The organism is Thermogladius calderae 1633, from assembly GCF_000264495.1.
Lineage (GTDB): Archaea > Thermoproteota > Thermoprotei_A > Sulfolobales > Desulfurococcaceae > Thermogladius > Thermogladius calderae.
Genome location: NC_017954.1, coordinates 1 through 26,252 on the forward strand (window position 1 = coordinate 1; position 26,252 = coordinate 26,252).

Genomic DNA, 26,252 nt, shown 5'->3' on the forward strand with positions numbered 1-26,252 from the left:
TAATTAGAAGTAATTAAAACTATTTAAATTTATCATTTAATCGGAAACAGCCTCTTATATCTAGAGTTGGCCTGTACAGCAACACCTCTGCACCAGGGTCCAGGTTTACGACGGCGACCCTAGTTACCAGGCTCCTCTTCAACCACTTGTAGTACGATGCTATCAGAGTAGACTTGCCGGAACCAGCGACACCGGTAAAAACCGCTATCACCACCACGTCCTCCACCCAGGGTTAGGAAAAAACTGTTTTAAGTAGCTTCTCCTTCCCCGGGCTTCTCGGCGATCTTCTTTAACTGGTTCTTGTACATCTCGAAGAGCTCGTTTGAAGTAGTAGCGTCCTCGGGGCTCTTGTCGTCTCTCCACCTGATAAAGCGTGGGAACCTTATAGAGATACCGGCATCACCCCTAACCTTGCCCACCGCACAAGTGTGGAGTGGTGAAAGGGTTAGCTCTGCACCTATTATCTCGGCGACCAACTTCGGTACAACCCAGACGTCTGGCTGGATGTTAGATACCACTCGCGCCGGCTTTTTGTCCACAATGTAGGGCTTTAGTAGGTCGGGTAGCTGGTTCAGATCCTCGTCTGTGAAGCCACTCCCCACTTTGCAGACGGTCTCGAAGACGTCCTTCTCCTCGTTGTACGCTGCCATGAGCAGGGCACCGAATTTACCGCCCCTACGGCCCCTGCCGTAGAAAGCCCCGACTACTACAAGGTCTACCGTGTCTATCATCTCGCTCCTGTAGTCCCTCTTGAACTTGATCCAAAGCCAACCACGTGTACCAGCCTGGTAGATCGAGTCCTTGTGGATTGCTTTGACCATCACCCCCTCCGCACCGTCGCTTATAGCCCCCATGAAGAACTTCTCTAACTCGACTGGGTTCTTCGCTGTGATGTACTCTGCTATGTCAAGACCCTCATTCTTCTCGATAACTTCTTCTAGAGCCTTTCTCCTCTCGGGCAACGGTTTAACAGTGTAGTCAACGCCGTTGAGGTAGAGTAAGTCGAACAAATAGACCCTAACGGGGATCTCCTTCACCACGGACATTACGTCGTGCTTCCTCTTCCTGTGCATTAGCTCCTGGAACGGTTTGAACTCGCCTGTATCTGGGTCTATTGCGACGATCTCGCCCTCGACTATGGCCTCTTCCGCCTTAACACCTCTTTTGACGTAGTCCACAACGTCGGGGTACTGGTGAGTGATGTTCTCCAGCCTTCTCGAGAATATGACTACCTCGTCTCCTTTCTTGTGTATTTGTGCCCTCTCCCCGTCGTACTTGTACTCGACAAAGCCTACACCACCTACCTTCTCCAGTATCTCCTTGGGGTTGTTGTGCCTCTCGGCGAGCATGGGCCTAATCGGTATTCCTACCACTGGTTTAAGAGCCTTCAGTTCCTCGATGCCCTTCGTTGCTACTACTCTCGCGACTTCGCCTAAGTCTGCCCGGAGGTTGTATGCCCTTTCAATAATAGGCCTCGCAAAGGAGCCTCCCCCGAAGGCCACCGCCAGGGCGTCCATTAAAGTTGCCTCGCCTACACCAAGCCTAAGCTTCCCCTCGGCGAACCTGACTATGTACCTCGCTTCCTTAGGAGACGCCTCCGCTAACAAGCCGGACAAAAGCCTAATCTTAATGTCTTTACTTCCTTCGCCCTGCGCCATTGCGATCCTGACAAACGTGTCGTAGACCCTAGACACCGTTAGCTCTCTCCTAGAAGTCACGAAAGACAGTAGCGAAGTGGTTCTCTTCTGCTTTTCTCTCACAGTTGAGATCAGGGACTCAGCGGCTTTGCCTAGGTCGCCTAAAGTCTTCGCAGTCCTCTCTACTACGTCGTCGCTCTGACCCGTCGCTACAGCAATAGCCCTGATGATCGACTTCTCGGCTACCCCCAGCTCGGGCAGGCCCTTCCAGTCGGGCCACAACCTCTCCTCGATTATGTACACGACCCGGTCGATGATCTCAGCGGGCGTCTTCTTCAAAAGGGCGACCAGGATATTGACCATCTGAGTCCTGGCAGTAATGCTCTCTAGAGACTCAAAAGTGTCTGCAAGCACTTTGAAAGGTAAGTCACTCGTACTACTCAAGCAAAATCACCGTACCCGCTGTTTTCCGCAGTATAATATTCTCTAAAAGCCGTTAATAGATTTAAGCTGGTTACAACTCCCGTCTAAATGCCTCGACGACACTGTAACGTAAATAAAGACTAACACGCCCTTATGATATCTTGATGATGACTACCCGGCAAGATTGAGCCCATGCTATGATATGTCAGTGTTACTCTGATACCCGGGTAGGGCTACTTTTTCATATACTTAAGAAGGCCTTCAGCCTGCTTACCGAAGGCCTCCTCGACCACTTGTTTGATCGACCCTTTAAAGTCCTTCTCGATCTCCTCGCGTAACCCAGGGTTGTATAAGGCTGATGCTGGATGGTACGTTGCCACTAGCTTCACCCTCAGACCTAGTATCTCGACCGACTTGACTTTACCGTGTTCACGCGTCATGTTAGTCCACTTAAGGCCTGCTAACTGGTACAAGTACCTCGCCGAGTGCCTCCCCAACGCAATGATAGCCTTGGGCTTTAGTAGTTTGATCTGCCTTATGAGGTACGGCGAGCACGCTGCGATCTCCTCGTCGGTGGGATCCCTGTTTTCTGGTGGTCGGCATTTGATTACATTGGTTATGTATACCTTACTCCTGTCCACACCTATGGAATAGAGTAGCTCTGTCAAAAATTGTCCAGCAGCACCCACAAAAGGCCTGCCAGTCTCGTCCTCTGTCTTACCAGGAGCTTCACCGACTATGAGAACAGGGGAGTTCACGTCACCCTCTCCCGGAACGGGGTTTTTCCTGCTTAAGTGAAGCGGGCATTTTGTACAAGAGGCGATCTCGTGTATCAACCTCTCCCAACCGTCTTCCAAGCAGAACACCTTGTTCATGTTAAAATATCGGTGTCGACTGTTGATAAACTGTGGTGTGAGCGCTATAAGGGCCCCGATTAAGGTTGTGAAAGTCGACTGTTCGCAGAAGAGAGGATTAGACGGCCCCGAGGACGGTCAATCTAGTTTGTTCCATAGTGGGGGTGTCGCGGAAAAAGTCCTCCTCCTAGCTGAGTTCGTCAGCGAGAGAGACGCGGTGAAGATCGCTGAAATGCTTAGCACGATCACAGAGGACGCTACTATCATTGTAAGGGCTGTCTCCCCCTTGAAGCCGGTGTGCGACTCGCTTGGTGCGGGGAGCGTAAAAGGAGTAGTGGGGGTGTACGGTGACCCGCGCGATGTTTTCGGGTTTATAGGGAAGCCCGGCTCTGTGACAAAAAACCTTGGCGTCGTCTACGTAGACTACAAGGTTGACATGTCGACACTGTACAGCTACATCGTCGGTAAGCTCCCGAGTCCTCTTAAAATGCTCTTGAAAGAGCCGTTGAGGTTGTTTAAGTTCGGTTTTGTGGGGTTCACAGGTACTCTGGTAAACCTTCTTGTCGCCAGCCTACTATACTACCTGGGGATCGCTAACGCTATTTTATCGACGTTCGTTGGTTTCGAGGCTAGTACGCTGTGGAATTTCAATCTACACGAACACTGGACGTTTGGAGACCTAGCAAAGCAGAAACCCCACAGGGTCTTCGGCAGGCTCCTCAAATTCCACGTATCCTCAGTGGCGAGCTTGATTACCCAATTGTTTCTAGTTTACTTGGGGACGGTCGTGTTCGGTGTAAACTACACGGTGAGTCTATTGGCAGGCATTGTAACAGGCTTTGCAGCCAACTACATGATCAGCAGGTACTACGCCTGGAAGTAGGCGAGACCGTGGACTCGCCCAGTGGAGCCTGTTTAAAAGCCGTAAATATATCAACTACTTAAAGGTGCCTACCCATGGGGCTGAAACACGGCAAGTTCATCTACGTCGAAAGAGCCGACGGCTTCTACGTTAAGGTTAGACTACTCAAAGTAAGGTTTGGTAAGAAGGGTAAGAGTAGTGGCGACTTCAACAACCCGCAGAACTACGTGGTCCTTCCGTTCAAGACGAGAAAACCTCCAGCCTCAGCCGTTGTCGTGAAGGGACAAGACCTGCCGGACGAAGTAAGGAGGCTTGTAGACGCAGTCTAGGTGTAGTTCTTGTCCCTAAAGAGCAAGTTGAGCAGGTTTTTCGGCAAGGTTTACGAGGAGGATCAAGGAGAGTACAAGTTGTTTATCTTGTACGAGAGAGGGGAACCTAGATACATTCTTTGTTTCGAGATAGAGGACAACTTATTGGTCGGTAAGATAAGCCTGTTCTCGAAGGCCGCGTCGACGGACTGCTCATCCCTAGAGTACCAGCCAGAAGGGTTGTACATCGTATCGACCGATTTGGACGACTTCGTGGAAAAACTGAGGAAGAAGGCCGCCAGATTAGCCTCTCTCGAGCACGTAGGCGTATAACCCAGAAAAGCCGAGCCCTGCGACAACTACAAGGGCCTTAGCTCTCATGTCCATAGGCAGGAGGCCCGCTATTGAAAGAGAGAACAGTATAACACCGAGTGAGCCCCTAACGGTTCTCCGAGAGACGTACACGGAGGGCTCCTTCTCCAACAAAAGCCCGGTCAGTGCAAGCCACAAGGAGAGGACTAGTAGTCCAGCCTCCACAGACTGAGTCAGTGGCATTGTATACGATGAGACGATACCTACAATGAGGCTGAGCACGAGCGCCAGGAAGTCGTATAGGGGCTTGTACCTCACAGGTATACTAGACCACCACCTTATTCAGCATAGACGTGTCCCTTATAAAGAGTCTCATCACTCCACCGCACACTTCAATGTAGCTCTCTTTCAATACACCGGGGACGTATACCAAGTCACCGACCTCTACCGCTATATTGGTGGCCTTAAACTTAGGCCCCCACATTTTCCAATACTCGTAGTAGTACCTCTCGGCGACACTCCTAGGCGTCAACGGCGGTAATACGCGGAGACTCGAGCTCAAGTAGTCGTCTCTCAGCCCTTTGACCACTGGCTCGACGCAGGAGGTGTTGAAGGCTTTTACCTTCTCTCTTAAGTCCTTGCCCTTAGCCTTGGACATGAAGTCAACGTCTACCACTGGTGGGTTGGTTAGGGGTGTAGAGGCTGGTACTAGAGTGTTGAAGTCTATAGCCTCCCCCCTCTTGCTTAAAAGCCCTCCCGACACGGCCGTGACAGTTACCTTTGAGAAGTAGAAGGGAACGAGGGCGTCTCCTGCCCCCTGCATGTAGCGGACTTTCCCCGCCCCTAATTTCGCGTAGTGTATCCTCGAGTACTCGCTTAACAGTTCGACGAAGTCCTCCCCGATGGGCTTGCCACTCAGCCCCCTGTAGCTCTTGATAAACTCTACGGTCTTAATGTAGGGTTCAAACGGGTCTCTACCGTGCTGAAACCACGTATTCGACCAGTCCACTATAACCTTCACTACTTCAACACCAAGCCTATCGGAGGGGTCAACTGTGTCGAGACCTCTGATCAATGTGGAAGAAGCGGCGGGGTCTCTGCTCTTGACCTCCGCGAGGGCTCTATAGACCCCGCTCACGGCCTTGACTCTCTGGGCAATTCTGGGTTCACCTATAGAGTCCAACACCTTCGCTGCCTCCTCAAGGTTCCTCGCCGCCTCGGAGTAGTTCTCGCCTGCCGCGTTCACCAGGGCGTTGTTAAGGTGGGCGACCGCGCTGAAGTAGCCGGCCGCAGTGTTCACGAGGCTTAGGTCCTCGTCTGACCCCGCCAGCTCGCTCAAAGCAGAGAGCTTGAAGGACTCCTCGAAGTAGCGCTTGGGGTCACCGGGCTCCTGTCTTCTCAATAGACCTTTAACGTCTACCAGCCCAAGGCTTATAGTCCTGTAGAACTCCGCTTTAGCTGTTGCCAGTCTCGGGGTTAACCTCGGCTTAATGTAAGCTTGGAACAAGTGGTGCCTCGCGACCATGTCTGCTGTAGAAGAAGAAACGACCTGCCTAGGGACCAGGCTGGAGATCCACTGTTTGACTTCTTCGAGTAGCCGCGAAGTATAGTTCTCCGTGTCTACGATCTTGTTCCAGTAACCACAGTACTCGCACCTAACATACTCCTCACCGGGCTTAGGCTGAGGGAGAGGAGCTCCACAATTAGAGCATCTCAATTTAAATGTCTGGGCCACTCCTCCTATACCCCACTCTAATAGAAGATACAGAGACCCTTAGCATTTCGATCTCTGCCCTTAAAGCCGATATCTGTGCCATTAACCTCTCTTCAAGCCTCCTCATTTCCTCCATTGCTCTTTCGTAGTAACGTTTCGAGATCTTGTCGCTCAACATGTATATCGTGCCGTAGCACACTGCACAAACAGCGACCTTACCTTCGCGCATCATCAACTCGTCTTCGCCACTATATTTTTTGAGGATGTACTTCGTTGTGAAAGTGTCCAGATATAGAAAATGAACCTCCTCGCCCTGAATAGGCCTACCGCAGATCCAGCAACGAGTGGCCTTGCTCAGCTTGTTTATCCTGTCATTCACTCTTTTAACAAACTCGTCGACGTTAGCGGCTAATCCGAGATACCCTAGCGCCTCCGAGTAGACCTCTACGGCCTTGTCGGGGTCCTCCTCTTCCAGCTGCTTAGCGGTTATCATCTTTGAGAAGGCAAGTAGCTTGTAGCCTATAGACTCAAAAGTGTCATGGATTTTTACCAAGTCCTCGATAACGAACTTCCTACTACCAGCAGAAACGAATACCTTACCTACTTCTTCGAGCTTAGACGCGTCCCCGGGACTGTAGTTGGACAGTTTTGACAGGTTGATCTCGGGCGTGCTGTAAAGTAGGGCTAGGTACTTGAAGTCCTCGGCGAGCTCGCCCGCTTTCACCTTCTTGGGTAAAGCCAAGTCGAGCTCAGAGTCGGGCGGCAAAGACGAGACGGCCTTTCGGGCTTCTTCAATGTCACTCGGTCTGCCCGTGGACAACGCCTTGTAGACTAGCGCGTATGAAAGAGGTACGTTTACGATGCCTCTCAGATTTTCCTCTTTAGACTTAGCGGCGATCTCGTAGGCTTTCATGAAGTGCTCTATCGCGTCGTCGATCTTCCCCTTATTCCTAGCGTCGAATGCTTTACTCATTTCTTCCTCGAACTTTTCTCGGTCGCTCTTCCAGAACTTTAACAAGGTGGTACCTCACACTACTCTCTCTTGAACTCCTCGAGAAGCTCTTTCTTCAGCCTCTCGTACTCTTCTTGAGTTATCAAGCCCTCGTCTAACATCTTCTTCAGCTCCCTCAACTTCTCTATAACGGGCTTGCCCTCCTTCGGTTGTTGTGCCTGTTGAGTCACCGGTTGCATAACGCTCGGGAGAGCGACAAGTGCTCCGAGTACCCCGACACCCGGCGACCTTCCCAGGGCTCGCAGGCTCTCCACGGTCCTTATAATCTCCAGGACCTTGTCCTCGTCCCCTTTTTGTATCGCGATCAACAGTGGTAGCCCGTAGGTGGGGTCTTCTTTCTCCATCTTCTCCAACTGCGGTAGAGAGACCCCGGCTATCTTTACATCGACCAGTTCCAGCCCCCTACTCTTGAACGCCTCGTAGACGTTCCCCGACTTCACTTTCACCTCGATGTCCCTGAGACTAGTGTACACGTCTATGGCTGTATACCTCGATATCTCCTGCATGAATAGCTCGACGAAGTAAGACCTCAAGAACTCTGTGACCGCGGGTGTCGTCAGAGAGGGGGCTGCCCCTGCTATCTGGGTCAAGAATAGAGCGGGGTCTACCACCCTAAACCAGTAGTCACCGTACATCTGAAGCTCGGTCATGTAGAGAGTGCGGGGGCCCAGCTTAACCCTCGTTGATAAGCCGAACCTACCCCTAAACTGCTTGGTCGAAACAAACACCACTCTAGCCTTGAAGGGTGTCTCCCCGTAGCCCATGACAAGGTTGTAGGCCTTTGTCAGCAACGGAATGTTCTGCGTCGTCAGAAAATGTCTCCCCGGGGGTAGCACGTCGTAGACCTTCCCGTCCCTCATAAAGACAGCTACTTCGTACTCGTGGACCACGACTACGCTACCCCACCTAATGTCCTCGCTCGGGTACACCCAGAGGATGTCGTCAGGACCTGGGTTAACCCACTCTATTACATTGGTTTGCCTACCGGACACCGGGACCACCTCTACAGTAGCAGGATGTAGTTCTCTCTGCTATTAACCAGGTCTTCTACTTCTTCTAGCTCGCCGGCGACGTAGTCGAATAGCCCTCGTACTTCGTCTAAGCTAGACGCCTTACCAGACCTCTCCTTCACTTCGTTTAGAAGCCTTATGACCCGCTCACCCAGAGACAGGTCGTACTCCTGGAGCTTCCTTAGTTTCTCCTCGTCGACTTTCACTACATTGAACAACGGCTTGTACCCGTGAGGTGCGTGTCTGACCTTCTCTGCGACCGAGTCCACTCTGTAGATGACGGACTCCATGAGGGTCGCGTCGCTAGGAGTAGCCTGTAGGAGCGCAGCCCTCGAGTAGAGCCTCTTGAGGTGTTCTTCGAGCTCTTTCAATAATATGTATATCCTCTCCCTAACAACCCTATCCGTCTCTCTCAGGAGCTCTTTCTCCTTGTACCCCCTGTACCCCGGGAAAATCGCCAGTAGCTTCTCGTATAACCTGGTGTCTGGTCCTGTCCCGCCAGACATAGGATTCACTTTCAACAAATTCAAGTGTATCCACCCAATATTAACTTTCCTACCTCGTCTACGTAGCGGTCGCGTGAGGTTTAATAGGTGTAGGAGACCATAAGTCATACACGGAATTCGTAATGACACCTCCCATTCACAGGATAAACGTAGTGTCGACGCTCGTGGAGGTAGACGACAGGAGATTTAATGCGACTCAACTGTCGGTGAAAGGTACTGGGAGCTTCACCGTCGAGATTGGGCCCGGCGTATTCAAGCTTAGCGGGCAGGTCTTCGGGGATTTGAGGGTTGTCGACGAGGGCGACTTGGTAACAGTCGAGTCCGGCGATATGACCGTTAACACGAGGATCGAGAGGGAGGACTTCATCATAGAGGACAACGTACTGTACGGCTACTCGAAGCCCATGATAATCTCGGTCACTGTAAACAAAGACGTGATCACTAAGTTGAACTACAAGTACTCGTACAAGTCCGCGAACATCAAGATCAGAATAGACGGTTGCTCTGTATACTTCAACGCGATCACCTCCCCCTTCCTCTCGGCGTGGTTGTACATTAACGAGGGCGTGGTCTATGTAGAGAAGGAACTGGCCGGGCTCAACATCGCCGTACTGCGTAAGCAGGAGAGGAGAGAGGTAAGAGAGGTCATATCTCAGGAAGGGGGTCTTCAACCCAGCTTAACCTGACGTACCTGAAACCCTGCCTCTTGTGCCTGGTCGACCTGTGAAGGCTTAGTACTCTCTCCACGACACTAACTGGCAATCCTGTGGCGTTAGCTGCCTCCTCAACACCCATTCTCATGTCAAACAATGCGTACAACACCCTGTCAATGTCCTCGTACTTCATACCCAACTCCTCTTCGGCGTAGTGGTTCTCCCAAAGTGCCGGGCTACTCGGCTTACTGACTATTTTCTCGGGGAGACCCAGGTAGCGGGCGAGTCGCCTAAGTTGGGTCTTGTAAAGCGAGGCCTGCGGGAGGAAGTCGCTCGCCCCGTCGCCGTACTTCGTGAAATAGCCGATTAACAGCTCGCTTCTGTCGCTTGTTCCAATCACAACGCCGTTCAGAGCGTTGGCGTAGAGGTAGAGTATGCTCATTCTGATTCTAGCCCTGAGGTTTCCTAAGGGGACCCTCTCCCTCCCGCTAATACCGGGTAGTACGAGGTACGAGTCCACAATCGAGTCTATCGGGATAACCCTATAGCTCACACCGAGAGAGCCTGCTAGCTCCACGGCGTCTACTGTGTCACTCGGCTTGTTCACCCTGGTATCGGGCATTACAAGCGCTAGAATCCTGTCTCTAGGTACAGACTTTGCCAGTAGAGTTAACGCAACAGAGGAGTCTAGGCCCCCGCTCACCCCTATTACCAACAGCCTTCTGCCCGTTTCGGCTAGAAACCCCCTTATCCCATCGGTTATTTCAGCGACCGTCTTCTCCAGGGGGAATTTCAGGAGGTCCTCAACGCTGATCGTAGGGACCCCTCTAGATACCATATACTAGCAGCCACCTTTACTAGAGCCGCTCTCTAAGGCAGTTCCTCGAGTACTCCTCCTCCAGGCTCCTCTCGACTACCTCTCCTCTCGGCGCCCTCTCCCTGAACACCCTGGCCTCGTAGGCGTAGACCTTCACCGCGGGGTTCAGCCAGCACGTCGGTCTCAAACCAGCCTTCAGGCACGTCTCGCTGAGAAACGTCTCCTCGTCCCAGCAGTACTCGATTGGTACCTCGGGCAGTAGAGTCCCCTGGTAGAACCTTCCGTACTCGACTATCAGGCCGTGCCTGCCTATCTTTACTTGCTTAACGAGGTCTGCCCGGTTCCCCGCCTTTAGCTCTACCGGCGGGGACAGGACGGAGACTTCCACGACTATGCTGTCCAGCTCCCACGGCTCGACGGGGTGGAAGCGTGGATCGTTTACCGCGGCACTGACAGCGCTCTCGATCAAGGAGTCTACAAGGCTATAGACGGGGGCCAAGAAGCCTATACAACCCCTCAGGCTGAACCTGCCCTGGCTATCCACGATCTCCAGGGTAGTGAAGGTCATACCAGGTCTACGGAATTTACCGGGGATATCTGTAGAGGGTTTGATCTTCTTGTTGAACCTGACAATGTTCTCAACTGCTTCCCTTGCGATCTTCACCAGCAGTACTCCTTCCTCGAAAGTCAGCTCGGACGGCGACACAACGCTCATGGAGACACCTTGATCCTATATATCTTCGACAGCTCGTTATAGATTTCTCGCGCCCTGGTCAAGGTACTTTCGATCGTTCTCCAATGTGATCCAACCCAGTACACGTTACCGCACCTCGTGCAGACCCAGAAGTCGTTGTACAGGCTGTAAACCCTATCCGGCACCTTGCCCTTAACCCTCTCTTTGTTTACCTTGACCAACTCTCCGTTACAAAGAGGACACCTTGTTCTCTCGAAGTCTACCGCGAGCCTGATGTTTGTCAACAACGCTATTACAGCCAGGCTCTTGGGGATGTCTCCGGGGTTCTCTACGTAGACGCTCTTCAGACCGTTCTTTAGTGCCTTGTGGTGGAGTGCTCTATCTCTCGTGACCACTACTCGGTCTTCGTCCCTGGCGATCTTTAGTATCTGCCAGTCTTCGTACCTCCTGTCGTACACGACATCGTATCCAAGTATCCTGAGCCACCTGGCAATACTGCCTAGCATTGTGTCAGCAATAAACCTCGGTTCGTCTTCACTCAAGCTCTATCACTGAGCTGATTCTAATAGGTTATATCCCACTACGTCTACCCAGCTTTATTATTCTTGTGCCTCACCTTGCCGCAGTTATGGCGTAGAGTATGTCTCGCTCCGTGACAATCCCCTGTAAAACACCGTTCTTATCGACTATAAGAACGCTGCTGACGTTGTTTGCCTCCATCAACCTCACTACTTCGCTGAGGTCCGTGTAAGGCTCTGCCGCGACAATCTTCTCCCTCATCACCTCTCTTACCTCGACCGAGTTGGCCTCTCTGATGTCCCCGGTTGTACTTCTCTTGAGAGCCTCGTGTCCTCCGTAGTACTTGATTATGTCCATTACTGTGACTATGCCGACTACACTATTGCCCTCGAGCACGGGTAGACGCCTAAACCCAGCAGAGATCATTTTCTCCATGGCCTTCTTGAGAGTCTCGCGGGCACCTATAGTGAGGACGGGTGAGGACATTACCTGAGAAGCTCTTATACCGGACTCGTAGATCACCGATAGCCTCTTAACCAAGTCGTGTTCGGTCAGAACACCCACTACGCGCCCTTCTCTGTTCACAACGGGTAGAAAGCCGACGTTGTAGACCACCATCTTGTATAGGGCGTCGTATATCCTCTCGTCTGATCTCGCCGTGACGACGTTCCTCTCGTGGATCGACTCCACAGGCTCCCTATTGAGAGCTGAGTAGATGTTGAAGCCATGCTTGTGCTCCACGATCTTGTGTAGGCTCCCGCCGCCCAGGTAGTTCACGACATGAGTAGCCAACAATAACCCATCTACGGTGTCTCTCTGGGAGACTACCAGACCCCTGAAACCCTTTGACATCTCCTCGACTGCTTTAATAACTGGGGCTGTAGGAGGGATTTTGGCCACTGGTTTACTAGCGATGATCTCGAGTTCTCCCTCGACCTTGTATATCTTGTCCGAGAAGTTCGGGGATCCGTCGCTCCTGAGCCACCGGTAGTGGTCCTGTCTCCTCCTCGGCTTTACGGCCCGTACGCCTATGCTCTTCACCTAGAATATAGTCCGCTTTTCAAACAAATAACCTTAAATTGCTACTCTCTCTGGTGCCACCTGCCCGTAGTTCACGCTTACGAATACGATGTGGCTACCTCTGATCAGTGCTTTACCGTAGCGCGCGATGGGCTTGCCGTCTGCTGATGTCTCCTCGCAGTCGCTTAACACCACGTTCATGGTTGGATCCACCATCTCCAGGTTCCCTATGTACTCGTTACCGTCCTTAACCCGGACGAGGACTATCTGGTTTATTGCGCTCCTCAACACCTTGAGTGGAGATGGGTTTCTTACGCCTCTTGGTTGGTTACTCAATCGACCACCTCGTTGACAAGGCCATCAAAGACATTATTCACTATTGCGGCGTTTTAAACTATCTGTCGCCTGAGGCAACGTAGAAGTAGTCGACCCTGAAACCTATTTCGCGGATAGCCCCATCCAAAGCCGGGGGCGGCTCCGAGCGAGACTTGTGGTGCCGGGTCACGACCACGACTTTCGCCACCCTTCTCAGCTCGCTCAACGCCCTACTCCTGTCCTCCAAGTTGTCCCACACGGTGACCGAGTAGGCGACGTCAAAGTACTTGTCTACCGCGGGGGTGTTTTCTATGTAGGCCACGACAGGTATAAACCTCGGGTCGCTTGACCGGGAAGCCGCTATTCTAATCATGCCCTCGCTTGCGTCTAGGCATACATAGATTCTGAAGTCGTCTAGGCCCCTCTCCACCATGTAGCTGTACAGTAGGCCAGTGCCGCACCCTGCGTCCAACACTCTCTTGTAGCCGCCGAGTAGCCCCTTCTCTTCGATGAACCCGTACTTCGAGTACTGCTCTTCTCTATATAGAGTGTCGTAAGATTGCGCGGTCAAATCGTACAGCTCAGCCACTGAGGTACTTCGACAGCCCTCCAAGCCTACCCCGCCTCTTGAGGTACTCTAAGACCTTCTTCGCGTCGATGTACCTCCACTCGAGCCCCAGCCTACTGAGCAGCTCGATCGCTGCGGGGGTAAAGGACTGGGCCACCAGTATTCCGCGAGGCCTGCTGCCTCTCTCGTTCTCGAGGGCCGCAACATACTTGTATAGTTGGTAAACAGCGTCCTTAGTGGCCGTGCCGCGCTTGACCTCGACAACCACGTACCTACCCTCTGCGTCTCTGGCCAATATGTCGACCACCCCCATGCCAGTCCTGACCTCCCTCGCCAACACCTCTATGGTCTCCCCGAGAACACTCGGGTTCTCGAACAGGTAGTCCCTGACCTCCGCCTCGTCGAAGTACGCTAAGAACTCCCCTCTATCCGCCAGCCTACCTCTTACCAGTACGTCGACTTTGGTGAAAGTTACTTTCAATACTTCTCTGGGCTTATCTCTCACTGCGACCAACGAGAGCCTCCCATCCGGCTCGATCCAAGCCTCTACGAGGTCGGTTCTAGGCTGGTAATTGACCGGTTGGAAACCAGTTGGCCGGTGGACTATTAGAGACCCGTCACTCTTGACTACGACCACTCTCTCCCCCGCAGAGAGCCTCGTATAACCCCTGCCCTCGTACTCGACCTCGCACTCGCCGATAAGGAGGAGCACCTCCTTAGACCTAAGAGCGTCGACTACTTCTTTCAACGCGGACTCCAAGTCTGGCTCTTTAATCGCCTTTATCAATCCAGGCGACCAGAATAGAGTATCGTGAGTGTGCTTATTTAAGTGGTCTAGATGAAGGTGCGGCTCATAGGCTTCGATAGTATGGGAACAAGGGGTATGGCGACATTTATCGACGTGAACGGCGTTACGATATTTGTTGACCCCGGCGCGAACCTGGCACCCCGCAGATTTGGTCTACCGCCACACGGGGTCGAGCTGGAAGCCTTAGACAGGGCTCTACACGAAATAAGGAGTCTAATGATAGAAGCGGAGTACGTCGTCGTGAGCCATTACCACAGAGACCACTTCTTGTACAGGAAGGGCGAGGAAGACCTCTACAACGGTAAAGTCGTCCTAGCAAAAGACTTCACGAGGAATGTCAACTTCAGCCAAAGAGCGAGGGCGTACGGTTTGTTCGTGACGAGAGGGGTATCAGGCAAGGTCAGAAGCCTCGAGATCGCCGACGGCAGGTCTTTCAGGATCGATCGAGACCTAACCATAGAGTTCTCGCCTCCACTTCCACACGGGTCGGAGAACACGAGACTAGGTTACTTGGTCTACACAGTTGTAAGAGCGGGCGGGAAAGTCCTTGTACACGCGAGCGACGCGCAGGGCCCGATGTCCAACGCGGGTGTCGAGTTCCTAAAAAAGGCGAGGCCCGACGTTCTAATTATTAGCGGGCCCCCCACCTATTTGAGAGACCTGAAAACGCCCGAGCCCGAAATAGAGAAAGGCGTCCGGGGACTGCTCGAAGTGGCCTCCTCATTGCCGGATGAGTCCACGATCATAGTTGACCACCACCTCCTCAGAGACCTTGACTACAGGTGGGTTTTTGAGACGGTAGAGAGAGCATTATCGTTGAGAGGCGTGCGTGTCAGGCTAACAACGGCCGCAGAGTACATGAACCAACCTGTAAACCAGCTTGAAGCGAGGAGGAGGGAGCTGTGGGGTCGCCGGTAATAGTGATTGAACACCTCGAGGAAGCCCTGAGCCCATGGCTGATCTTAGAGTACAGGCACGCCAGTGCTATCGCTGGAAGGGAGAACTTGGTCTTCACGAACGTGCCCCCAAACTACACAAGACTGCTCAGCAGGTATGGAAGGGTCGTCAACGAGAGCGTGGTGAGACTGGTAAAGAGCGGCGTCCTAAAAGCGAGCGAGGTGATCATACTGGACCCCAGAGCGTCTCGAAGAATCGAATACGAGGACTTCCTACGCGCTCGGTACTTCGTAGTGGGCGGTATCCTCGGCGATCACCCGCCCCGGAGGAGAACTTATACCTATATTACGTCGAAGCTCCCCGAATGCGAGGCTAGAAACATTGGTGAGCAACAGTTCAGCATAGACGGCACTGTTTACTACATCATGTATTTGTTCAGGAACAGGGGGCTTACGGGGCTGGGGTTCGTCGACGGCGTCACCGTGGAAACCGACCACGGCTATGTGTACCTCCCATACCGCTACCCGCTAGTTGAAGGCAGGCCTCTCCTGGCGCCCGGGCTGGAGTACTACATTAGGTACAGACGTTTACCCCCAGAGATCGTGGAGGAGGTATACGGTGAGGGGTCTAGAGAAAAATAGCATGGATGTCATAGACGTGTATGTTGCGGCCAGGCTCTACAACGACAGGCTCAAGGACTGCTACCTCGACAACTTCTACAGGGTTCAGTTCTACTGGTTGGCGAAGGTCAGGTGCAGGGAGGGTGTGGTGAACATTAAGCTGGAACCAGGCGTTAGGTTCCACCTGTCGAATATAGTGCCCTCTGAAAAGAAGGTAGACCCTCTAGCAATATTCGTGAGGAAGCATCTCGACAACGTTAAGGTCCTCGGTGTCAGACAGGTTGGTTGGGAGAGGGTACTAAGAGTAGAGCTCGCCAGGGGGTCTGAAAAGTACAGCATGTTTATTGAGCTTCTACCACGAGGCGTTGTCGTAATAGCGAACTACGAGGAGAGGATCTTGTTCGCATCTAAACAAATGGAGCTTAGGGACAGAGTTGTAAAGCGGGGTGTAAAGTACCAACCTCCTCCCGCACGAGGGCTGCCCCCCTACTCCGAGAGGCTCGTGGAGGTTCTCCTAGAGCACGACACCCTAGTCAAAGGGCTGACCCGTGGTTGGGGTCTACCAGGCTACGTCGCCGAAGAACTTGCTTTCAGGTCCGGGCTATTCGAGTCAAAAAACACGAAGCCTGCCAACATCGCGCACAAGGACCTCGAGAACTTAACCGAATCGTACAACGAGGTAGTAAAAGAGGCCGAGAACGGCAACGGCTTCCTGGTTTATGCCACGTCCAATGAGCCTCTCCTGTACACTTCTTTCAAGCCAAGCGTCCTCATCGAGGAGTACAAGCTGAGCGTCAAAGGCGTAGACTTCAACACTGCTGTTGACACGTTCTTCGGACACTACGAGAGGAGGGTTGCTAGAGAGACTACGTTGAGGAGAGCCGGCGAGAAAGCGGCTGAACTAAAGAAGGCCATAGACGAGATCCAGCAACGCATCTCGGCTTTCCAAAAAGACTTAGATGGGTACAGGAGCATCCTGAACACTATTTACGAAAACTACGCGCAGGTTGAGCAAGTACTCCTTTGCGCCCAAGAAGTCAGAAGGGCTGCAGGCTGGGAGTCGGTACCGGAGAGGTGTAGTGGCGTGGAGTCCTACCAGGCCGACAAGGGGTTAGTCCTCGTAAAAGTCGGGGACTCTACTGTATGGCTCGACATAAGGCTAGACCTCAAAAGGAACGTCATCGAGATTAAAAAGAAGATCGGCGAGTTGGAGAGAAAGCTCGAAACCGCCCTGAACAAAAAGCGTGAAATGGAGGAGGAGCTGAAACAAATTGGAGAGGCCTCACTGGAGGAGCCCAGACTGGTGATAAGGCCTAGAGAGTGGTATGAGAGGTTTCACTGGACGATTACGAGTAACGGGTTCCTGGCTATAGGTGGGCGCGACGCCGACCAGAACGAGACTATATACAGGAAGTACATGGAGGAGAGCGACATATTCCTCCACGCCGATGTACACGGGGCACCGGTGGTTGTAGTGAAGACCCGTGGCGAGGACGTGCCCGAGACTGATATCCGCGAAGCAGCGTATCTGACCGCCTGCTACTCGAGGGCTTGGAAGGCCGGTCTAGCGTCTATAGAGGTGTTCTGGGTGAGGGGGGGCCAGGTCTCCAAGTCGCCCCCGAGCGGGGAGTACCTGTCAAAAGGCTCGTTCATGGTCTACGGTAAGAGAAACTACCTGAGTATACCCCTCGAATTGGCACTGGGGGTCGAGAAGGTAGAGAGTAGCGTCTACGGGGTCTACTACAGGTTGTTCGCGGGCCCCGAGGATCTTGTCAAGCGCAGAACAGTGTCATACGTGGTTCTGAGACCGTCCAACCAGCCCGTCGAGACTGTTGCGAGGGAGGTCTACGGCTCGATCGTGAGGGGGCTAGCCAGCGAGTTTATCTCGGTCAACGACATAATTGAGCGCCTACCGGGTCCCTCCGTGGTAGTAAAAACGGTCAAGATCGGGGGTTAATTATAAAATCTTTGGTTTATTAAATTAAGGAAACAACCTGGGCTATTGGTGATCAAAGTGGCGAGAAACATAGTCGTTGAACCGATAAAATTTCAAAGCGTTAGAGACATGCGTGTAGAACTTGTTGAAAGGAAGGGGTTGGGGCACCCCGACTATATAGCAGACTCGGCTAGCGAAGTTGCCTCGAGGGCTCTCTGCCAGTACTACTTAAAGGAGTTCGGGACGATACTACACCACAACCTCGACAAAACACTGCTTGTGGGCGGTCAGGCCAACCCCCGTTTCGGTGGAGGCGAGGTGATCGAACCTATTTACATTATCGTGGCTGGTAGAGCTACTACAGAGGTTAGAACTGAGAGCGGCGTCGAGAGAGTGCCGTTTGGCAGTATCATCGTCAAGGCGGTGAGGGACTGGATCAGAGAGAACATGAGGTATCTAGACCCGGACTCACACGTAGTAGTAGACTACATGGTCAGGAAGGGGAGCGCCGACCTTGTCGCAGTGTTCGAGGCGGGTACACGGAGTATACCCCTGGCCAACGACACCAGTATCGGGGTCGGCTTCTACCCGCTTACACCACTAGAGCAGTTAGTCCGCGAGACCGAGAGGCTTCTCAACTCACGCGATTACAAGAAGAAGCTCCCAGCGGTGGGAGAGGACATCAAGGTAATGGGTCTAAGGGTGGACAAGAAGGTGAGGCTGACTATAGCCGTCGCGTTCATCGACAGCCAGGTCAAGGACGTGGGCGAGTACTTGAACTACAAACAGCAGGTAGTCGAGGACGTCTTGAACCTCGCCTCGAAAGTCATGCCAGATTACAATGTGGAGGTACACGTCAACACAGCAGACATGCCCGAAAAAGGCGTAGTGTACCTAACAGTCACGGGGACTAGCGCTGAGCACGGTGACGACGGGGCAACGGGACGGGGCAATAGGGCTAACGGGCTGATAACGCCTATGAGGCCTATCAGCTTGGAGGCTACGGCTGGTAAGAACCCGGTTAACCACGTCGGCAAGATATACAACGTGTTGGCGGAGCTCCTAGCAAAGAAGATCTACGAGGTGTCTAGTGAGTACGTGAAAGACGTCTACGTCGAGATCTTGAGTCAGATAGGTAAGCCCATAGACAGACCCCAAGTAGTCAGCGTTAAGATGATCCCGCTAGACTTCTCTAAGACCGACCTGCCCTCCCATGTAGTCAGCGAGATCGAGGGTGTAGTTAACAACGAGCTAGACAACATCAGGGACGTCACCAGGTTGATACTCGAGGGTAAAGTTTCACTATATTGACCTGTCGAAGCGCTTGACACCGAGTTTTTTCATGCGCTCGGTTTGATACTCCTCAATTAGTTTGAGCACGCGATTAAGCTCGTCCTCTCTCTCCTGTTTCTCGATGTCACTCCAAATCTTCTGGCCTTCGCTGATAACTCTCTTCTCGACTATAACGACCTCGTTAAATTCCACGACAGGACTGTACTCTATGACTGCTGCCGGCGTGTAGCCAATGCCCTTCTTACGGGTCAATACAACGATCTTATTCGACTTCAAGTACTTGAGAGTCTCATCATCCAATACCCCAACCTCGTCCACGAAGACGACGGGCTGTGGTGGAGTAACCTTTAGCGCGTCGGGGAGTTTCTTAAACCTTGGGACAACCAACAAATTACCCTCGGATACTTCCTTGAGGGCTTTAGACAACCTGTTCAAAGTTTCGACCAGTTCGTTGATCCTCCTCTCCTTGTCCTCCACGCTCTTCCTGAGCTCGCCGATTTCGTTTGTTAGCATGTAGATTCTTCTCTCGCACTCCTCGTCCAGCTTTTTACCGCTTAAGAGCTTTATTTCGAGCTCGAGGTTTCTTAGAGCCTCCTCTTTCTCTGCTAGCTTGTTCTCCAGGTGCTTGACTAGAGCCTCCAGCTCCACGAGCCTCTGTTTTAACGCTAGAGTGTCGCTTGACTCCTGTGTTCCTGGTCGCTCGGTGAGAGCTACTGGCTTAGTGGGTGTCGTGGATTTCTTGAGCTCTATCTCGATATACTTTTCCACCACCTCGTTTACAGGTCTTCCCTTCAGGATTTCCCTCAGTATGAAGGGCAGGCTGTTTTTAAGTCTGTAGTGTCTCGCGTACCTCCTGACAACCAGAAGCTTTTCCGAGATCATGTTCAACGCCTTGTAGGCCGCTGCCACCGCGTCTTTGACATGAGAGTCTTTTAGCTCCAGGTTCTTGTTCAGGCTGACGGCTTTCTCGAGTAGCCTTTGTTTTTCGCTCGCCTCCAGATCCCTCGGGGGCGATATGAGGACTGAGCCTGTCTGGGCCGCGATCTTCTCGACGAGGTCTGGCGGGCTATTGACGTCGCTGGTGATCACAACAGGTATACCATACTCAGATATGATGTTTACTATAGCAGACCTGTCTATACCCCTGTAGGACGAGGCGTGTAGAACCCTACCGTCGAGGTCTATAATGGCTAAGCCCGTGGTCATGCCTGGGTCTATTCCAACGATTACGGGCCTGAGCGGGGTTTCTTTGTCCTCTTCCCCGACGAAGATGTCTGCTAGGGGTTTTACTACTACTTTCACCCCCTTGCTCTTAATAGGTCTCACCAGCCCGTACAACTCATCGCGCGGGGCGTAGACTATGAAGACGCTCCTCTCTAGACCCCCTTTACTCCTCCTGATATAGAGGTCGTAGTCTAACCCTTTCTCGTCTAGCACCTTCTTTATGTCTTTTGTGACCGAGAGTATCCCGGCCCTAATACTCCTCAGATACCTGTTCAGGCTCATACCTCCGTGACTTACACTTCTACCTCGCGTAACAACAATTTTCGTCTTAGTGACTCGCCTCCCGATCCTAAGACCCACGCCTCTACTCGCGGCACACGCTATTATGCGAGCCGAGGACAGCGGGTCTGACGTGTTCAGACTATCTAAGCCTATACTCCTCTTGATCTCCTCGAGGCTCCTGAATCCTTCTACCCCTGCCGTGACCTGAACTATCTCTGTGGACTCCGGAAACATCTCGAAGAGCTTCAGCAGACTCTTTTTATCGGGCGCAAGCTCGTAGATGTTGTCGACGGCGACGATCGCCTTATCGCACTCCCAAGCAAGCCTAATTATCTTACCTAGAGTCGCGTCTCTCAGTTCCTGTTTAACCTCGTTATTTCTCAGAACGACAACAGAGTACTTAGCCACCTGAGTGGACGAGGGTGAGTGACCTGGCTGGATGTCCACGCCTATTACACAAACGTCCTCCGAGCCTTTGTTAATTGGACCCTCGAACTGGGACAAAATGCCAGCCCTTGGCGCACTGTCAGCCAACAAACATGCAAGTATTTCACACCTTATTTAATAATTCTCGAAGCCTCGTGCCCCTCCCCCTCGTAATTAGGACGTGATATACTTAACGACTTCGCCTGGGTCCCCGCCGACACCGTATACTTTACCGAAGAACCGTAGGATGTACTTGACATCCCTGCTGAGTAGGGGAAGAGCGTTGGGCTCCTCCTTGTACACGAATTGTGGCCAGTCGATGATGTAGGGCCTCTCGTCATTTTTTGACACGATTATGTTGTACTCGCTCAGATCCCCGTGGACAATGCCTACTTTCGAGTAGGCTATCCTCAGCGTCTCGAAGATCTGCTCTAAGACCTTCCACGGGTCTCTAAGTGTCGGCCTGCGGTACAGCTCGACGCCGTCGATGAACTCCATTACTGTCGCGTGTCTGTTGAACCCGTAGGGCCTAGGTACGTTCGCCTTATTGCTATAGAGGTCGACCAACGCCTTGTACTCTCTCTCGGCCGCGGCCTTGGACTGCTCGAACCATGTAGTTGTCGGCGACTGGGCCCAGCTCCTCAGAAGTCTCGTCCTCCTAAAGCTGGAGCGGCCGATCCTCAAGAACTTTATAATCAGTGCTTCCCCGCTGGGTGACATGGCTTTGTACAGGTCGCTCTCCTTACCGACGCCCACCTTATCGCCTATGGCGGATACGATGTTCTGGTCAACGAGACTCTTCAACGCTAGCATATCGAGGGCCAAGTACGTCAGCCTAAAAGACCTGGAGGGCCCCGTCAAAGCCGACTTTACTAGTTTGAGTTTGTGGAGCTTGTGTAGCACCAACGAGGCTTTCTCCTCGTATATCCTGGTCTCCCTGACGATGTCTTCTAGCGGGATAAAATCCCGCCTCTTTGAAAGCCTCTCCATCGCCCTGAGAACCTTGAAGTCGTCCTCGTTCAGCGATCTATAGATGAGGCCGAGATTAGGCATCAGGAGTATTCCTCGCTACTTCGTCTAGGGCGTCCAGGAACCTACCGATCAAATGCTCGTTGAAGTGGGGCATTACTACGACTCTCAACCCGCGAATACTAGGCGCCTTGTAGACAAACAGGCCTCTCTCGGCCAGGTACCTGAGGAGAGCCAGGCTGTCCACCCTCCTATGCCTGAAAGCCACAATGGTGGTTTGAGGCTTGACAACCTCGAATCCGCGTAGTGAACTAATCCTTTCGTAGAGGTCTGCGGCCACTCTATACGCCCATAGCGCCCTCTCCCTTAGACGTGCTGCTCCTACCGCTTTGACGACAGCCCAGATGCCTGCTAGACTACCCCCGGGTCTAGTGCCCAGTATACCGCACGTTCTCCCCGAGAGCGTGTAGGAGTACTCGATGCAGCTCTTATCCAGGTATTCGTCGCTAGAGAACAGTATGAGCCCGGCTGGTGGAGGGGCTGCCGCGAACTTGTGGAAGTCCACCGCGATGCTCGAGACACCTGGGTAGAAGTAGACGTTGTCTCTAAGAAGCCCCTCCTCGTACAGGAACGGGACGATCAAGCCTCCGTAAGCTGCGTCCACGTGGAGGTAAATACCGTACTCTGAAGCTATTCTGGCGACCTCTCTCAACGGGTCCACTAGACCGAGCTCTGTGGTACCTGCTGTCACGACAATCGCGAAAGGCCTGTGAGCTCGAACGTAGTCCTCGAGCAACCCCGGGTCGACTGGTTTATTACCTGTCGGGACTTTCACGAGTTTACAGCCTAACAGCCAGCAACCCTTCTCTACGGACAAGTGGACGGTGTCGGGTGCTAGAACAACACTACTCTCCCTCCCGTGGACTTCCCTGGCGACTAAGAGCGCCACTATATTGGACTCGGTGGCGCCTGCCGTGACGTACCCCTTTCTAGACCCATACAAAGTAGCTGTGAACTCGAGGACGTCTCTGTACATGTCTTTGAGTGGCGGGAAGAGCTCGATATCTGCCAGGTTCGTGTGCGAGAAAACACTGAAAGCGTAAAGTGCTAAGGGGTCTGGTGGAGTGGTCATCGAGCCGAGTATAGACAACTCGTGTCTAGGGGTCTTGCTGCTTAGGACGTAGAGATCCCTCAGTAGACCGGCTACTCTGTTCTTCTCGAGAGCCGTCATCAACTCTCACTTTAAGAACTTGGACTCGAACTCTTTCAAGTACTTAACGCTGGCCGACAAGTCTATGAATAGCTGCCTCGCCCTCCTCACCTCTTCGACCCCCACCTGCTCTCTACCGTTCTCGCCGGCTATTATGTAGGCGGGCTCCAGAAGCTGAACAGCGTACCTCAAGCTCGTCTCGGTCGCGAGCTTGACCAGCTCCTCTAGAGCTTCGTCGCTCAGCTTGATGTCCTCCTCCTCGGCTCTGATCTTGATTATCTCCCTCATCTCTTCAGAGGTGTAAGGTCTCGTTGGTATTATCAGCAACCTGTCAAGTAGGTCTAGGGGGATACCGTGCGGTGACTCGATGTCCGTACCCCTTATCTTGGCCATCCCCCTATTGGTCGCTAGGATGATCAAGGGGGAAAACTCGCTCTCCATCGCCCTCGTCAAGAAGCTGAAAGCCTCGATATCAAGCATGTGGGCATCGTCTATGAACAAGACTCCGGGGACTATCTCGCCCTTATTGCTCTCGATCCACTTCCTGACAGTCTCGTCGACCTCTTTCCTGACCTCCGGCGGTATCTCCTTCTCGAAGGCAAAACCGAAGAAGCTTATTAACGCTCTCTGGGAGGCAACGATCGTGTCCAGCTCGTGCAGCGTGAGGGTTCTGACAATCTCTTTCTCCTTCTTGACCGGGCCGCGAGGTATCTCGACAAGCCTCTTGGTCTCCACGTCGTACGTCTTCACCTCGGCGAAGTCCTTCGCCTTGCCCTCCCTAAAGACCTTGCCCGTCTCAGCGTCGATCCATATGACGTCACCCCTCCTAATCCCCATCTCGATTATCTGCTCGGTAATCTCCTCGCCGACCGTCAGCGGTACTTCCTCGTCCTTCGTAGCTAGCACTATGCGCGCTTCACGGGGTATGGTGAGGTAAGGTGCCAGGGGATGCCTTACTCTCTTGACTTTGACGTCCTTGACAACACCTTCGTAGACAAGCCTTCTCTCCCTTATCCTGACACCCAGAGACCTGCGTAGGGCCTCCATGAGTATTTCTGTCTTTTTCTTCTCACTACTGTAAATCTCGCTGCCGCTCATTATGACGAACGGTGTGTCTTCACCGAGCTCTCTCGCGATCGCGATGGCCAGCGCCGTCTTGCCGGTACCAGGGGGGCCGACGAAGAGGATGCCCCTGCCACTCATCCTGCCTGACTTTATTATTTGTACTATTATACCGGCCGCCTCCCTAGCTTCTCTCTGCCCCACTAACCCGTCCGCGACAGGTAAGGCCCTGCCCTTCTCGTCTAGTCCCAGCCCCCTTATGTGGCTGTGGGTGCTGATCCTCGCCCTCCTCCTGATAGTCTCCACTTTGATCTCTGGCATTGCTTACACCACCTTTCACACTGGGTAGCTCAAAACCTATAATCAATACTCTCTATAATTAGGAGTGGTCGTTTTATTCCTTGTATCTATCGAGTAGGGCCCTAATCCTCCTCGTTATCTCGTCACTCGAGAGCCCTGTGGCCTTTAACGCGTTGATCTTGTAGACCAGTAGGTCCTTGCCTATCTCTCCGTAGTTTCTTGCGAACAGCTTTAAGACCTCCTCGTCGACCTCCACGATACCGACGTCTACGAAGAATAGATCCGCCTTTTCGAGCACGTAGCTGGAGACAAGCCTTGCGTAAGCGCTTCCTCCGGACTTGGCTGCCTCGAATAGTACTAGGTATGTAGCGTTGGTGACCACGATCAAGGTGTACAGCGTGATCGTGAGGGGGTCGTACCCTTGTTCAAACGAGGTAGAAAGGCCCAATAGCCCTGCTAGTATGTCCAACAGGTATGAAGACGTTGCGGAGAAAGCGAAGAGGGGTACTGCAATAGCCCCCAGTACAAACGAGAGTAGCGTGACGAGTAGACCGGAACTCGTGTAGCATAGGAGAAACGCTATCGAAGACAGCATAACGGGGGCGGCGAGTTGTAATCTCTGCAACCTACTACTCCTGAGAGCGCGAGCATACGTCTCCTCCAGGGTGTTCCCAAGGTCCCTCAACAGGGACGCTATAGCTACGCTATCGAAACCCCTCTCGACAGCGTAGGCTAATTGCATCACCCTGTAGAGGAGGAGGTAGACCCCGAGAACTACCTCCTGGTTCAAACCGTATAGTTGGAGTCTACTAAGCCTATCATAAACTTCCTTGACTCTGTCGACCTCACTTCTGAGACTAGGGTTTTTCGCCGCTACGATATCTAGGGTCCGGGTCACGTCTAGTCTTTCCAGCTCTCCTCTAAGCTCTCTCAAACCTGACCATCACGCAACTACTTCTCTGCCCAGACTATTAGAGATGACGAATCGGCTCAAATACTTCGCTGACGAAATGTTGCGACTCAATTTTATAGGGCGTGATAACGTAATAGGTACAAGGCGGGTGTGGCGAGTGTCTAAACCGCAACAACCACAAACCTCCAAGAGCAAGGAGCTAAAGATCGTTACAAGGCATGTCGTGTCCTTGAGCGACGTCGAGAAGAACCCTAGACTGATAAAGCTCCTATACATTACCTCCCAATTCAAGGACATAAGCGAAAAAGCACTGATACACCTCCTCTACTACATGCGACAAAACGGGTACGACCTCGGCTACAACTTCGTCGTCATAGGGCAGACCCCAACGAGTAAGGACGTGTCAAGCGACCTCTCAGTTCTCAAGTACCTCGGCTTACTAGAGGTGAACGAGAAGAAGAAACTGTCTGTGAGCAGCCTAGGCAGGGAGTTCTTAGGGAAACACCTCGAGACGTCCCTTAAGAACGACAAGGAGGCCATAGAGAAACTCGTCAACGAGCTTAAGACCAGAATCGCCCCAATTGATACGGAAGTCGAGATTAAGGTCAAGAGAAGGGCGTCCAAAGCGTAACCGAGAGCTCTAGACCTCTGTTTCAAGAACGCTATATTTGGAGCTGTACCCTCTTGGGCTCCTTCTCGCCTTTCTCGTAGAACAGCAGCGGGTTTAGTTTACCCTCCGCCGACAGTTTCTTCAAGAACTCGTTGTACCTGCTCGTGTGCTCTATGTCGAGGTCTATGAGGCCGTAGAGTAGTACCCTCAACTTCTCCCACAGGTCCACCAGCATCTCCCTCGGCATGTGTGCTGTGATAGCCGGGTCTTTCAACCACTGGTCGAAGGCCTCTATAGTCCTCATCATGTGCTGGAAGGCCATTCTAGACAGCAGTATAAGGGCGAGTCTATCGGCCTCTCTGTAGTCCACCTCAGCCTTCTTGAACCCCTCCTTGACCTCCTGTTGCCTCTTAACCCATGCCTCTAGGTTTGCGAAGATGTCCCCCATTACAGCCCACATCCAAGTTGATTGTTAAGG

General features: G+C 52.6%; 30 protein-coding genes. 9 read left to right on the forward strand and 21 right to left on the reverse strand.

What is annotated here, in order from left to right; genetic code table 11:
* Positions 1 to 19: 19 nt before the first annotated feature.
* The 3 genes from TCELL_RS00005 to udg all read right to left on the reverse strand — a co-directional run bounded on the left by TCELL_RS00005 (position 20) and on the right by udg (position 2,935).
* Positions 20 to 226: an ATP/GTP-binding protein gene (locus TCELL_RS00005; RefSeq protein WP_014736677.1), complete on the reverse strand. Its 207-nt coding sequence runs from the start codon at positions 224 to 226 to the stop codon at positions 20 to 22.
* Between the two features lie 22 nt (positions 227 to 248).
* Complete coding sequence (locus tag TCELL_RS00010; RefSeq protein ID WP_157864660.1) at positions 249 to 2,081, reverse strand: ATP-dependent DNA ligase; 1,833 nt, start codon at positions 2,079 to 2,081, stop codon at positions 249 to 251.
* 212 nt (positions 2,082 to 2,293) lie between these two features.
* Positions 2,294 to 2,935, reverse strand: coding sequence for a type-4 uracil-DNA glycosylase (gene udg / locus TCELL_RS00015; protein ID WP_014736679.1), 642 nt, complete (start codon positions 2,933 to 2,935; stop codon positions 2,294 to 2,296).
* Positions 2,936 to 2,972: 37 nt separating this feature from the next.
* Here udg and TCELL_RS07270 point away from each other — a divergent pair, with 37 nt between their 5' ends.
* The 3 genes from TCELL_RS07270 to TCELL_RS00030 all read left to right on the forward strand — a co-directional run bounded on the left by TCELL_RS07270 (position 2,973) and on the right by TCELL_RS00030 (position 4,417).
* On the forward strand, positions 2,973 to 3,797 hold the full coding sequence (locus TCELL_RS07270) for a GtrA family protein (RefSeq protein ID WP_014736680.1): 825 nt from the start codon (positions 2,973 to 2,975) through the stop codon (positions 3,795 to 3,797).
* A gap of 74 nt (positions 3,798 to 3,871) precedes the next feature.
* Positions 3,872 to 4,105 (forward strand): DUF5622 domain-containing protein, encoded by a 234-nt coding sequence (locus TCELL_RS00025; RefSeq protein ID WP_014736681.1) that lies wholly within the window; start codon positions 3,872 to 3,874, stop codon positions 4,103 to 4,105.
* A 9-nt stretch (positions 4,106 to 4,114) separates the two neighbouring features.
* Positions 4,115 to 4,417, forward strand: coding sequence for a hypothetical protein (locus TCELL_RS00030; protein WP_014736682.1), 303 nt, complete (start codon positions 4,115 to 4,117; stop codon positions 4,415 to 4,417).
* Here the strand turns inward: TCELL_RS00030 and TCELL_RS00035 are convergent.
* From TCELL_RS00035 to TCELL_RS00055, 5 genes are read right to left on the reverse strand one after another with little or no spacing between them, the layout of a single operon-like run.
* Positions 4,388 to 4,714 carry a hypothetical protein gene (locus tag TCELL_RS00035; RefSeq protein WP_048162747.1) on the reverse strand — a complete coding sequence of 109 codons (327 nt, stop codon included), beginning with the start codon at positions 4,712 to 4,714 and terminating at the stop codon, positions 4,388 to 4,390. The two genes, TCELL_RS00030 and TCELL_RS00035, sit on opposite strands and share 30 nt — an antisense overlap.
* Before the next feature lie 7 nt (positions 4,715 to 4,721).
* Positions 4,722 to 6,113 (reverse strand): BRO1 domain-containing protein, encoded by a 1,392-nt coding sequence (locus TCELL_RS00040; RefSeq protein ID WP_048162749.1) that lies wholly within the window; start codon positions 6,111 to 6,113, stop codon positions 4,722 to 4,724.
* A gap of 1 nt (position 6,114) precedes the next feature.
* Positions 6,115 to 7,128: a hypothetical protein gene (locus tag TCELL_RS00045; protein ID WP_014736684.1), complete on the reverse strand. Its 1,014-nt coding sequence runs from the start codon at positions 7,126 to 7,128 to the stop codon at positions 6,115 to 6,117.
* Between the two features lie 14 nt (positions 7,129 to 7,142).
* Positions 7,143 to 8,114, reverse strand: a complete 972-nt coding sequence (locus tag TCELL_RS00050; protein WP_157864661.1) for an SPFH domain-containing protein — start codon at positions 8,112 to 8,114, stop codon at positions 7,143 to 7,145.
* Positions 8,115 to 8,125: 11 nt separating this feature from the next.
* Positions 8,126 to 8,638 (reverse strand): hypothetical protein, encoded by a 513-nt coding sequence (locus TCELL_RS00055; protein ID WP_014736686.1) that lies wholly within the window; start codon positions 8,636 to 8,638, stop codon positions 8,126 to 8,128.
* Positions 8,639 to 8,760: 122 nt separating this feature from the next.
* Here TCELL_RS00055 and TCELL_RS00060 point away from each other — a divergent pair, with 122 nt between their 5' ends.
* Positions 8,761 to 9,324, forward strand: a complete 564-nt coding sequence (locus tag TCELL_RS00060; RefSeq protein ID WP_048162751.1) for a hypothetical protein — start codon at positions 8,761 to 8,763, stop codon at positions 9,322 to 9,324.
* On the opposite strand, the gene TCELL_RS00065 is transcribed toward TCELL_RS00060, so the two are convergent.
* The 7 genes from TCELL_RS00065 to nucS all read right to left on the reverse strand — a co-directional run bounded on the left by TCELL_RS00065 (position 9,284) and on the right by nucS (position 14,011).
* Entirely contained in the window at positions 9,284 to 10,129 is an 846-nt protein-coding gene (locus TCELL_RS00065; protein ID WP_014736687.1) for an NAD+ synthase, read from the reverse strand. The two genes, TCELL_RS00060 and TCELL_RS00065, sit on opposite strands and share 41 nt — an antisense overlap.
* Before the next feature lie 19 nt (positions 10,130 to 10,148).
* On the reverse strand, positions 10,149 to 10,823 hold the full coding sequence (locus TCELL_RS00070) for a TIGR00296 family protein (protein WP_014736688.1): 675 nt from the start codon (positions 10,821 to 10,823) through the stop codon (positions 10,149 to 10,151).
* Entirely contained in the window at positions 10,820 to 11,344 is a 525-nt protein-coding gene (locus tag TCELL_RS00075; RefSeq protein WP_083829926.1) for a Mut7-C RNAse domain-containing protein, read from the reverse strand. Before TCELL_RS00075 ends, TCELL_RS00070 begins: the two co-directional genes overlap by 4 nt.
* Before the next feature lie 70 nt (positions 11,345 to 11,414).
* Positions 11,415 to 12,362, reverse strand: coding sequence for a CBS domain-containing protein (locus tag TCELL_RS00080; protein ID WP_014736690.1), 948 nt, complete (start codon positions 12,360 to 12,362; stop codon positions 11,415 to 11,417).
* A gap of 33 nt (positions 12,363 to 12,395) precedes the next feature.
* Positions 12,396 to 12,677: an LSM domain-containing protein gene (locus TCELL_RS00085; RefSeq protein ID WP_048162753.1), complete on the reverse strand. Its 282-nt coding sequence runs from the start codon at positions 12,675 to 12,677 to the stop codon at positions 12,396 to 12,398.
* A 58-nt stretch (positions 12,678 to 12,735) separates the two neighbouring features.
* The gene (locus tag TCELL_RS00090) at positions 12,736 to 13,245 is read right to left on the reverse strand and encodes a class I SAM-dependent methyltransferase (protein WP_014736692.1); all 510 of its coding nucleotides are present in this window, start codon (positions 13,243 to 13,245) and stop codon (positions 12,736 to 12,738) included.
* Positions 13,238 to 14,011: an endonuclease NucS gene (gene nucS / locus TCELL_RS00095; RefSeq protein WP_014736693.1), complete on the reverse strand. Its 774-nt coding sequence runs from the start codon at positions 14,009 to 14,011 to the stop codon at positions 13,238 to 13,240. Before nucS ends, TCELL_RS00090 begins: the two co-directional genes overlap by 8 nt.
* A gap of 51 nt (positions 14,012 to 14,062) precedes the next feature.
* On the opposite strand from nucS, the gene TCELL_RS00100 reads away from it, so the two are divergent.
* The 4 genes from TCELL_RS00100 to TCELL_RS00115 are packed head-to-tail and all read left to right on the forward strand — an operon-like array spanning position 14,063 to position 18,796.
* Positions 14,063 to 14,950: a hypothetical protein gene (locus tag TCELL_RS00100; RefSeq protein WP_014736694.1), complete on the forward strand. Its 888-nt coding sequence runs from the start codon at positions 14,063 to 14,065 to the stop codon at positions 14,948 to 14,950.
* Positions 14,935 to 15,570, forward strand: a complete 636-nt coding sequence (locus TCELL_RS00105) for an SAM-dependent methyltransferase (RefSeq protein WP_048162757.1) — start codon at positions 14,935 to 14,937, stop codon at positions 15,568 to 15,570. Before TCELL_RS00100 ends, TCELL_RS00105 begins: the two co-directional genes overlap by 16 nt.
* Positions 15,548 to 17,506 (forward strand): ribosome rescue protein RqcH, encoded by a 1,959-nt coding sequence (rqcH, locus tag TCELL_RS00110; protein WP_157864663.1) that lies wholly within the window; start codon positions 15,548 to 15,550, stop codon positions 17,504 to 17,506. Before TCELL_RS00105 ends, rqcH begins: the two co-directional genes overlap by 23 nt.
* A 48-nt stretch (positions 17,507 to 17,554) precedes the next feature.
* Positions 17,555 to 18,796 carry a methionine adenosyltransferase gene (locus TCELL_RS00115; RefSeq protein WP_014736697.1) on the forward strand — a complete coding sequence of 414 codons (1,242 nt, stop codon included), beginning with the start codon at positions 17,555 to 17,557 and terminating at the stop codon, positions 18,794 to 18,796.
* On the opposite strand, the gene TCELL_RS00120 is transcribed toward TCELL_RS00115, so the two are convergent.
* The 5 genes from TCELL_RS00120 to TCELL_RS00140 form a co-directional block, all read right to left on the reverse strand.
* On the reverse strand, positions 18,788 to 20,788 hold the full coding sequence (locus TCELL_RS00120; protein WP_014736698.1) for a DUF460 domain-containing protein: 2,001 nt from the start codon (positions 20,786 to 20,788) through the stop codon (positions 18,788 to 18,790). The two genes, TCELL_RS00115 and TCELL_RS00120, sit on opposite strands and share 9 nt — an antisense overlap.
* A gap of 96 nt (positions 20,789 to 20,884) precedes the next feature.
* Positions 20,885 to 21,763, reverse strand: a complete 879-nt coding sequence (locus TCELL_RS00125; protein WP_014736699.1) for an RIO1 family regulatory kinase/ATPase domain-containing protein — start codon at positions 21,761 to 21,763, stop codon at positions 20,885 to 20,887.
* The gene (locus TCELL_RS00130) at positions 21,756 to 22,910 is read right to left on the reverse strand and encodes an aminotransferase class V-fold PLP-dependent enzyme (protein WP_014736700.1); all 1,155 of its coding nucleotides are present in this window, start codon (positions 22,908 to 22,910) and stop codon (positions 21,756 to 21,758) included. The genes TCELL_RS00125 and TCELL_RS00130 overlap by 8 nt, the downstream gene beginning before the upstream one ends.
* Positions 22,911 to 22,916: 6 nt before the next feature.
* Entirely contained in the window at positions 22,917 to 24,272 is a 1,356-nt protein-coding gene (locus TCELL_RS00135; RefSeq protein ID WP_014736701.1) for a RuvB-like helicase, read from the reverse strand.
* Between the two features lie 73 nt (positions 24,273 to 24,345).
* Entirely contained in the window at positions 24,346 to 25,185 is an 840-nt protein-coding gene (locus tag TCELL_RS00140; protein WP_014736702.1) for a hypothetical protein, read from the reverse strand.
* A gap of 136 nt (positions 25,186 to 25,321) precedes the next feature.
* Here TCELL_RS00140 and TCELL_RS00145 point away from each other — a divergent pair, with 136 nt between their 5' ends.
* Positions 25,322 to 25,795: a hypothetical protein gene (locus TCELL_RS00145; RefSeq protein ID WP_014736703.1), complete on the forward strand. Its 474-nt coding sequence runs from the start codon at positions 25,322 to 25,324 to the stop codon at positions 25,793 to 25,795.
* 31 nt (positions 25,796 to 25,826) lie between these two features.
* Here the strand turns inward: TCELL_RS00145 and TCELL_RS00150 are convergent, their stop codons facing one another.
* Complete coding sequence (locus tag TCELL_RS00150) at positions 25,827 to 26,222, reverse strand: DUF2153 domain-containing protein (RefSeq protein ID WP_048162761.1); 396 nt, start codon at positions 26,220 to 26,222, stop codon at positions 25,827 to 25,829.
* Positions 26,223 to 26,252: the final 30 nt, after the last annotated feature.

Coding starts and splice junctions, on each gene's coding strand:
- udg (WP_014736679.1), bottom strand. CDS start 2,935: ATGAACAAGGTGTTCTGCTTGGAAGACGGTTGGGAGAGGTTGATACAC.
- TCELL_RS00025 (WP_014736681.1), top strand. CDS start 3,872: ATGGGGCTGAAACACGGCAAGTTCATCTACGTCGAAAGAGCCGACGGC.
- TCELL_RS00055 (WP_014736686.1), bottom strand. CDS start 8,638: ATGTCTGGCGGGACAGGACCAGACACCAGGTTATACGAGAAGCTACTG.
- TCELL_RS00060 (WP_048162751.1), top strand. CDS start 8,761: ATGACACCTCCCATTCACAGGATAAACGTAGTGTCGACGCTCGTGGAG.
- TCELL_RS00065 (WP_014736687.1), bottom strand. CDS start 10,129: ATGGTATCTAGAGGGGTCCCTACGATCAGCGTTGAGGACCTCCTGAAA.
- TCELL_RS00070 (WP_014736688.1), bottom strand. CDS start 10,823: ATGAGCGTTGTGTCGCCGTCCGAGCTGACTTTCGAGGAAGGAGTACTG.
- TCELL_RS00100 (WP_014736694.1), top strand. CDS start 14,063: ATGAAGGTGCGGCTCATAGGCTTCGATAGTATGGGAACAAGGGGTATG.
- TCELL_RS00125 (WP_014736699.1), bottom strand. CDS start 21,763: ATGCCTAATCTCGGCCTCATCTATAGATCGCTGAACGAGGACGACTTC.
- TCELL_RS00130 (WP_014736700.1), bottom strand. CDS start 22,910: ATGACGGCTCTCGAGAAGAACAGAGTAGCCGGTCTACTGAGGGATCTC.
- TCELL_RS00135 (WP_014736701.1), bottom strand. CDS start 24,272: ATGCCAGAGATCAAAGTGGAGACTATCAGGAGGAGGGCGAGGATCAGC.
- TCELL_RS00150 (WP_048162761.1), bottom strand. CDS start 26,222: ATGGGGGACATCTTCGCAAACCTAGAGGCATGGGTTAAGAGGCAACAG.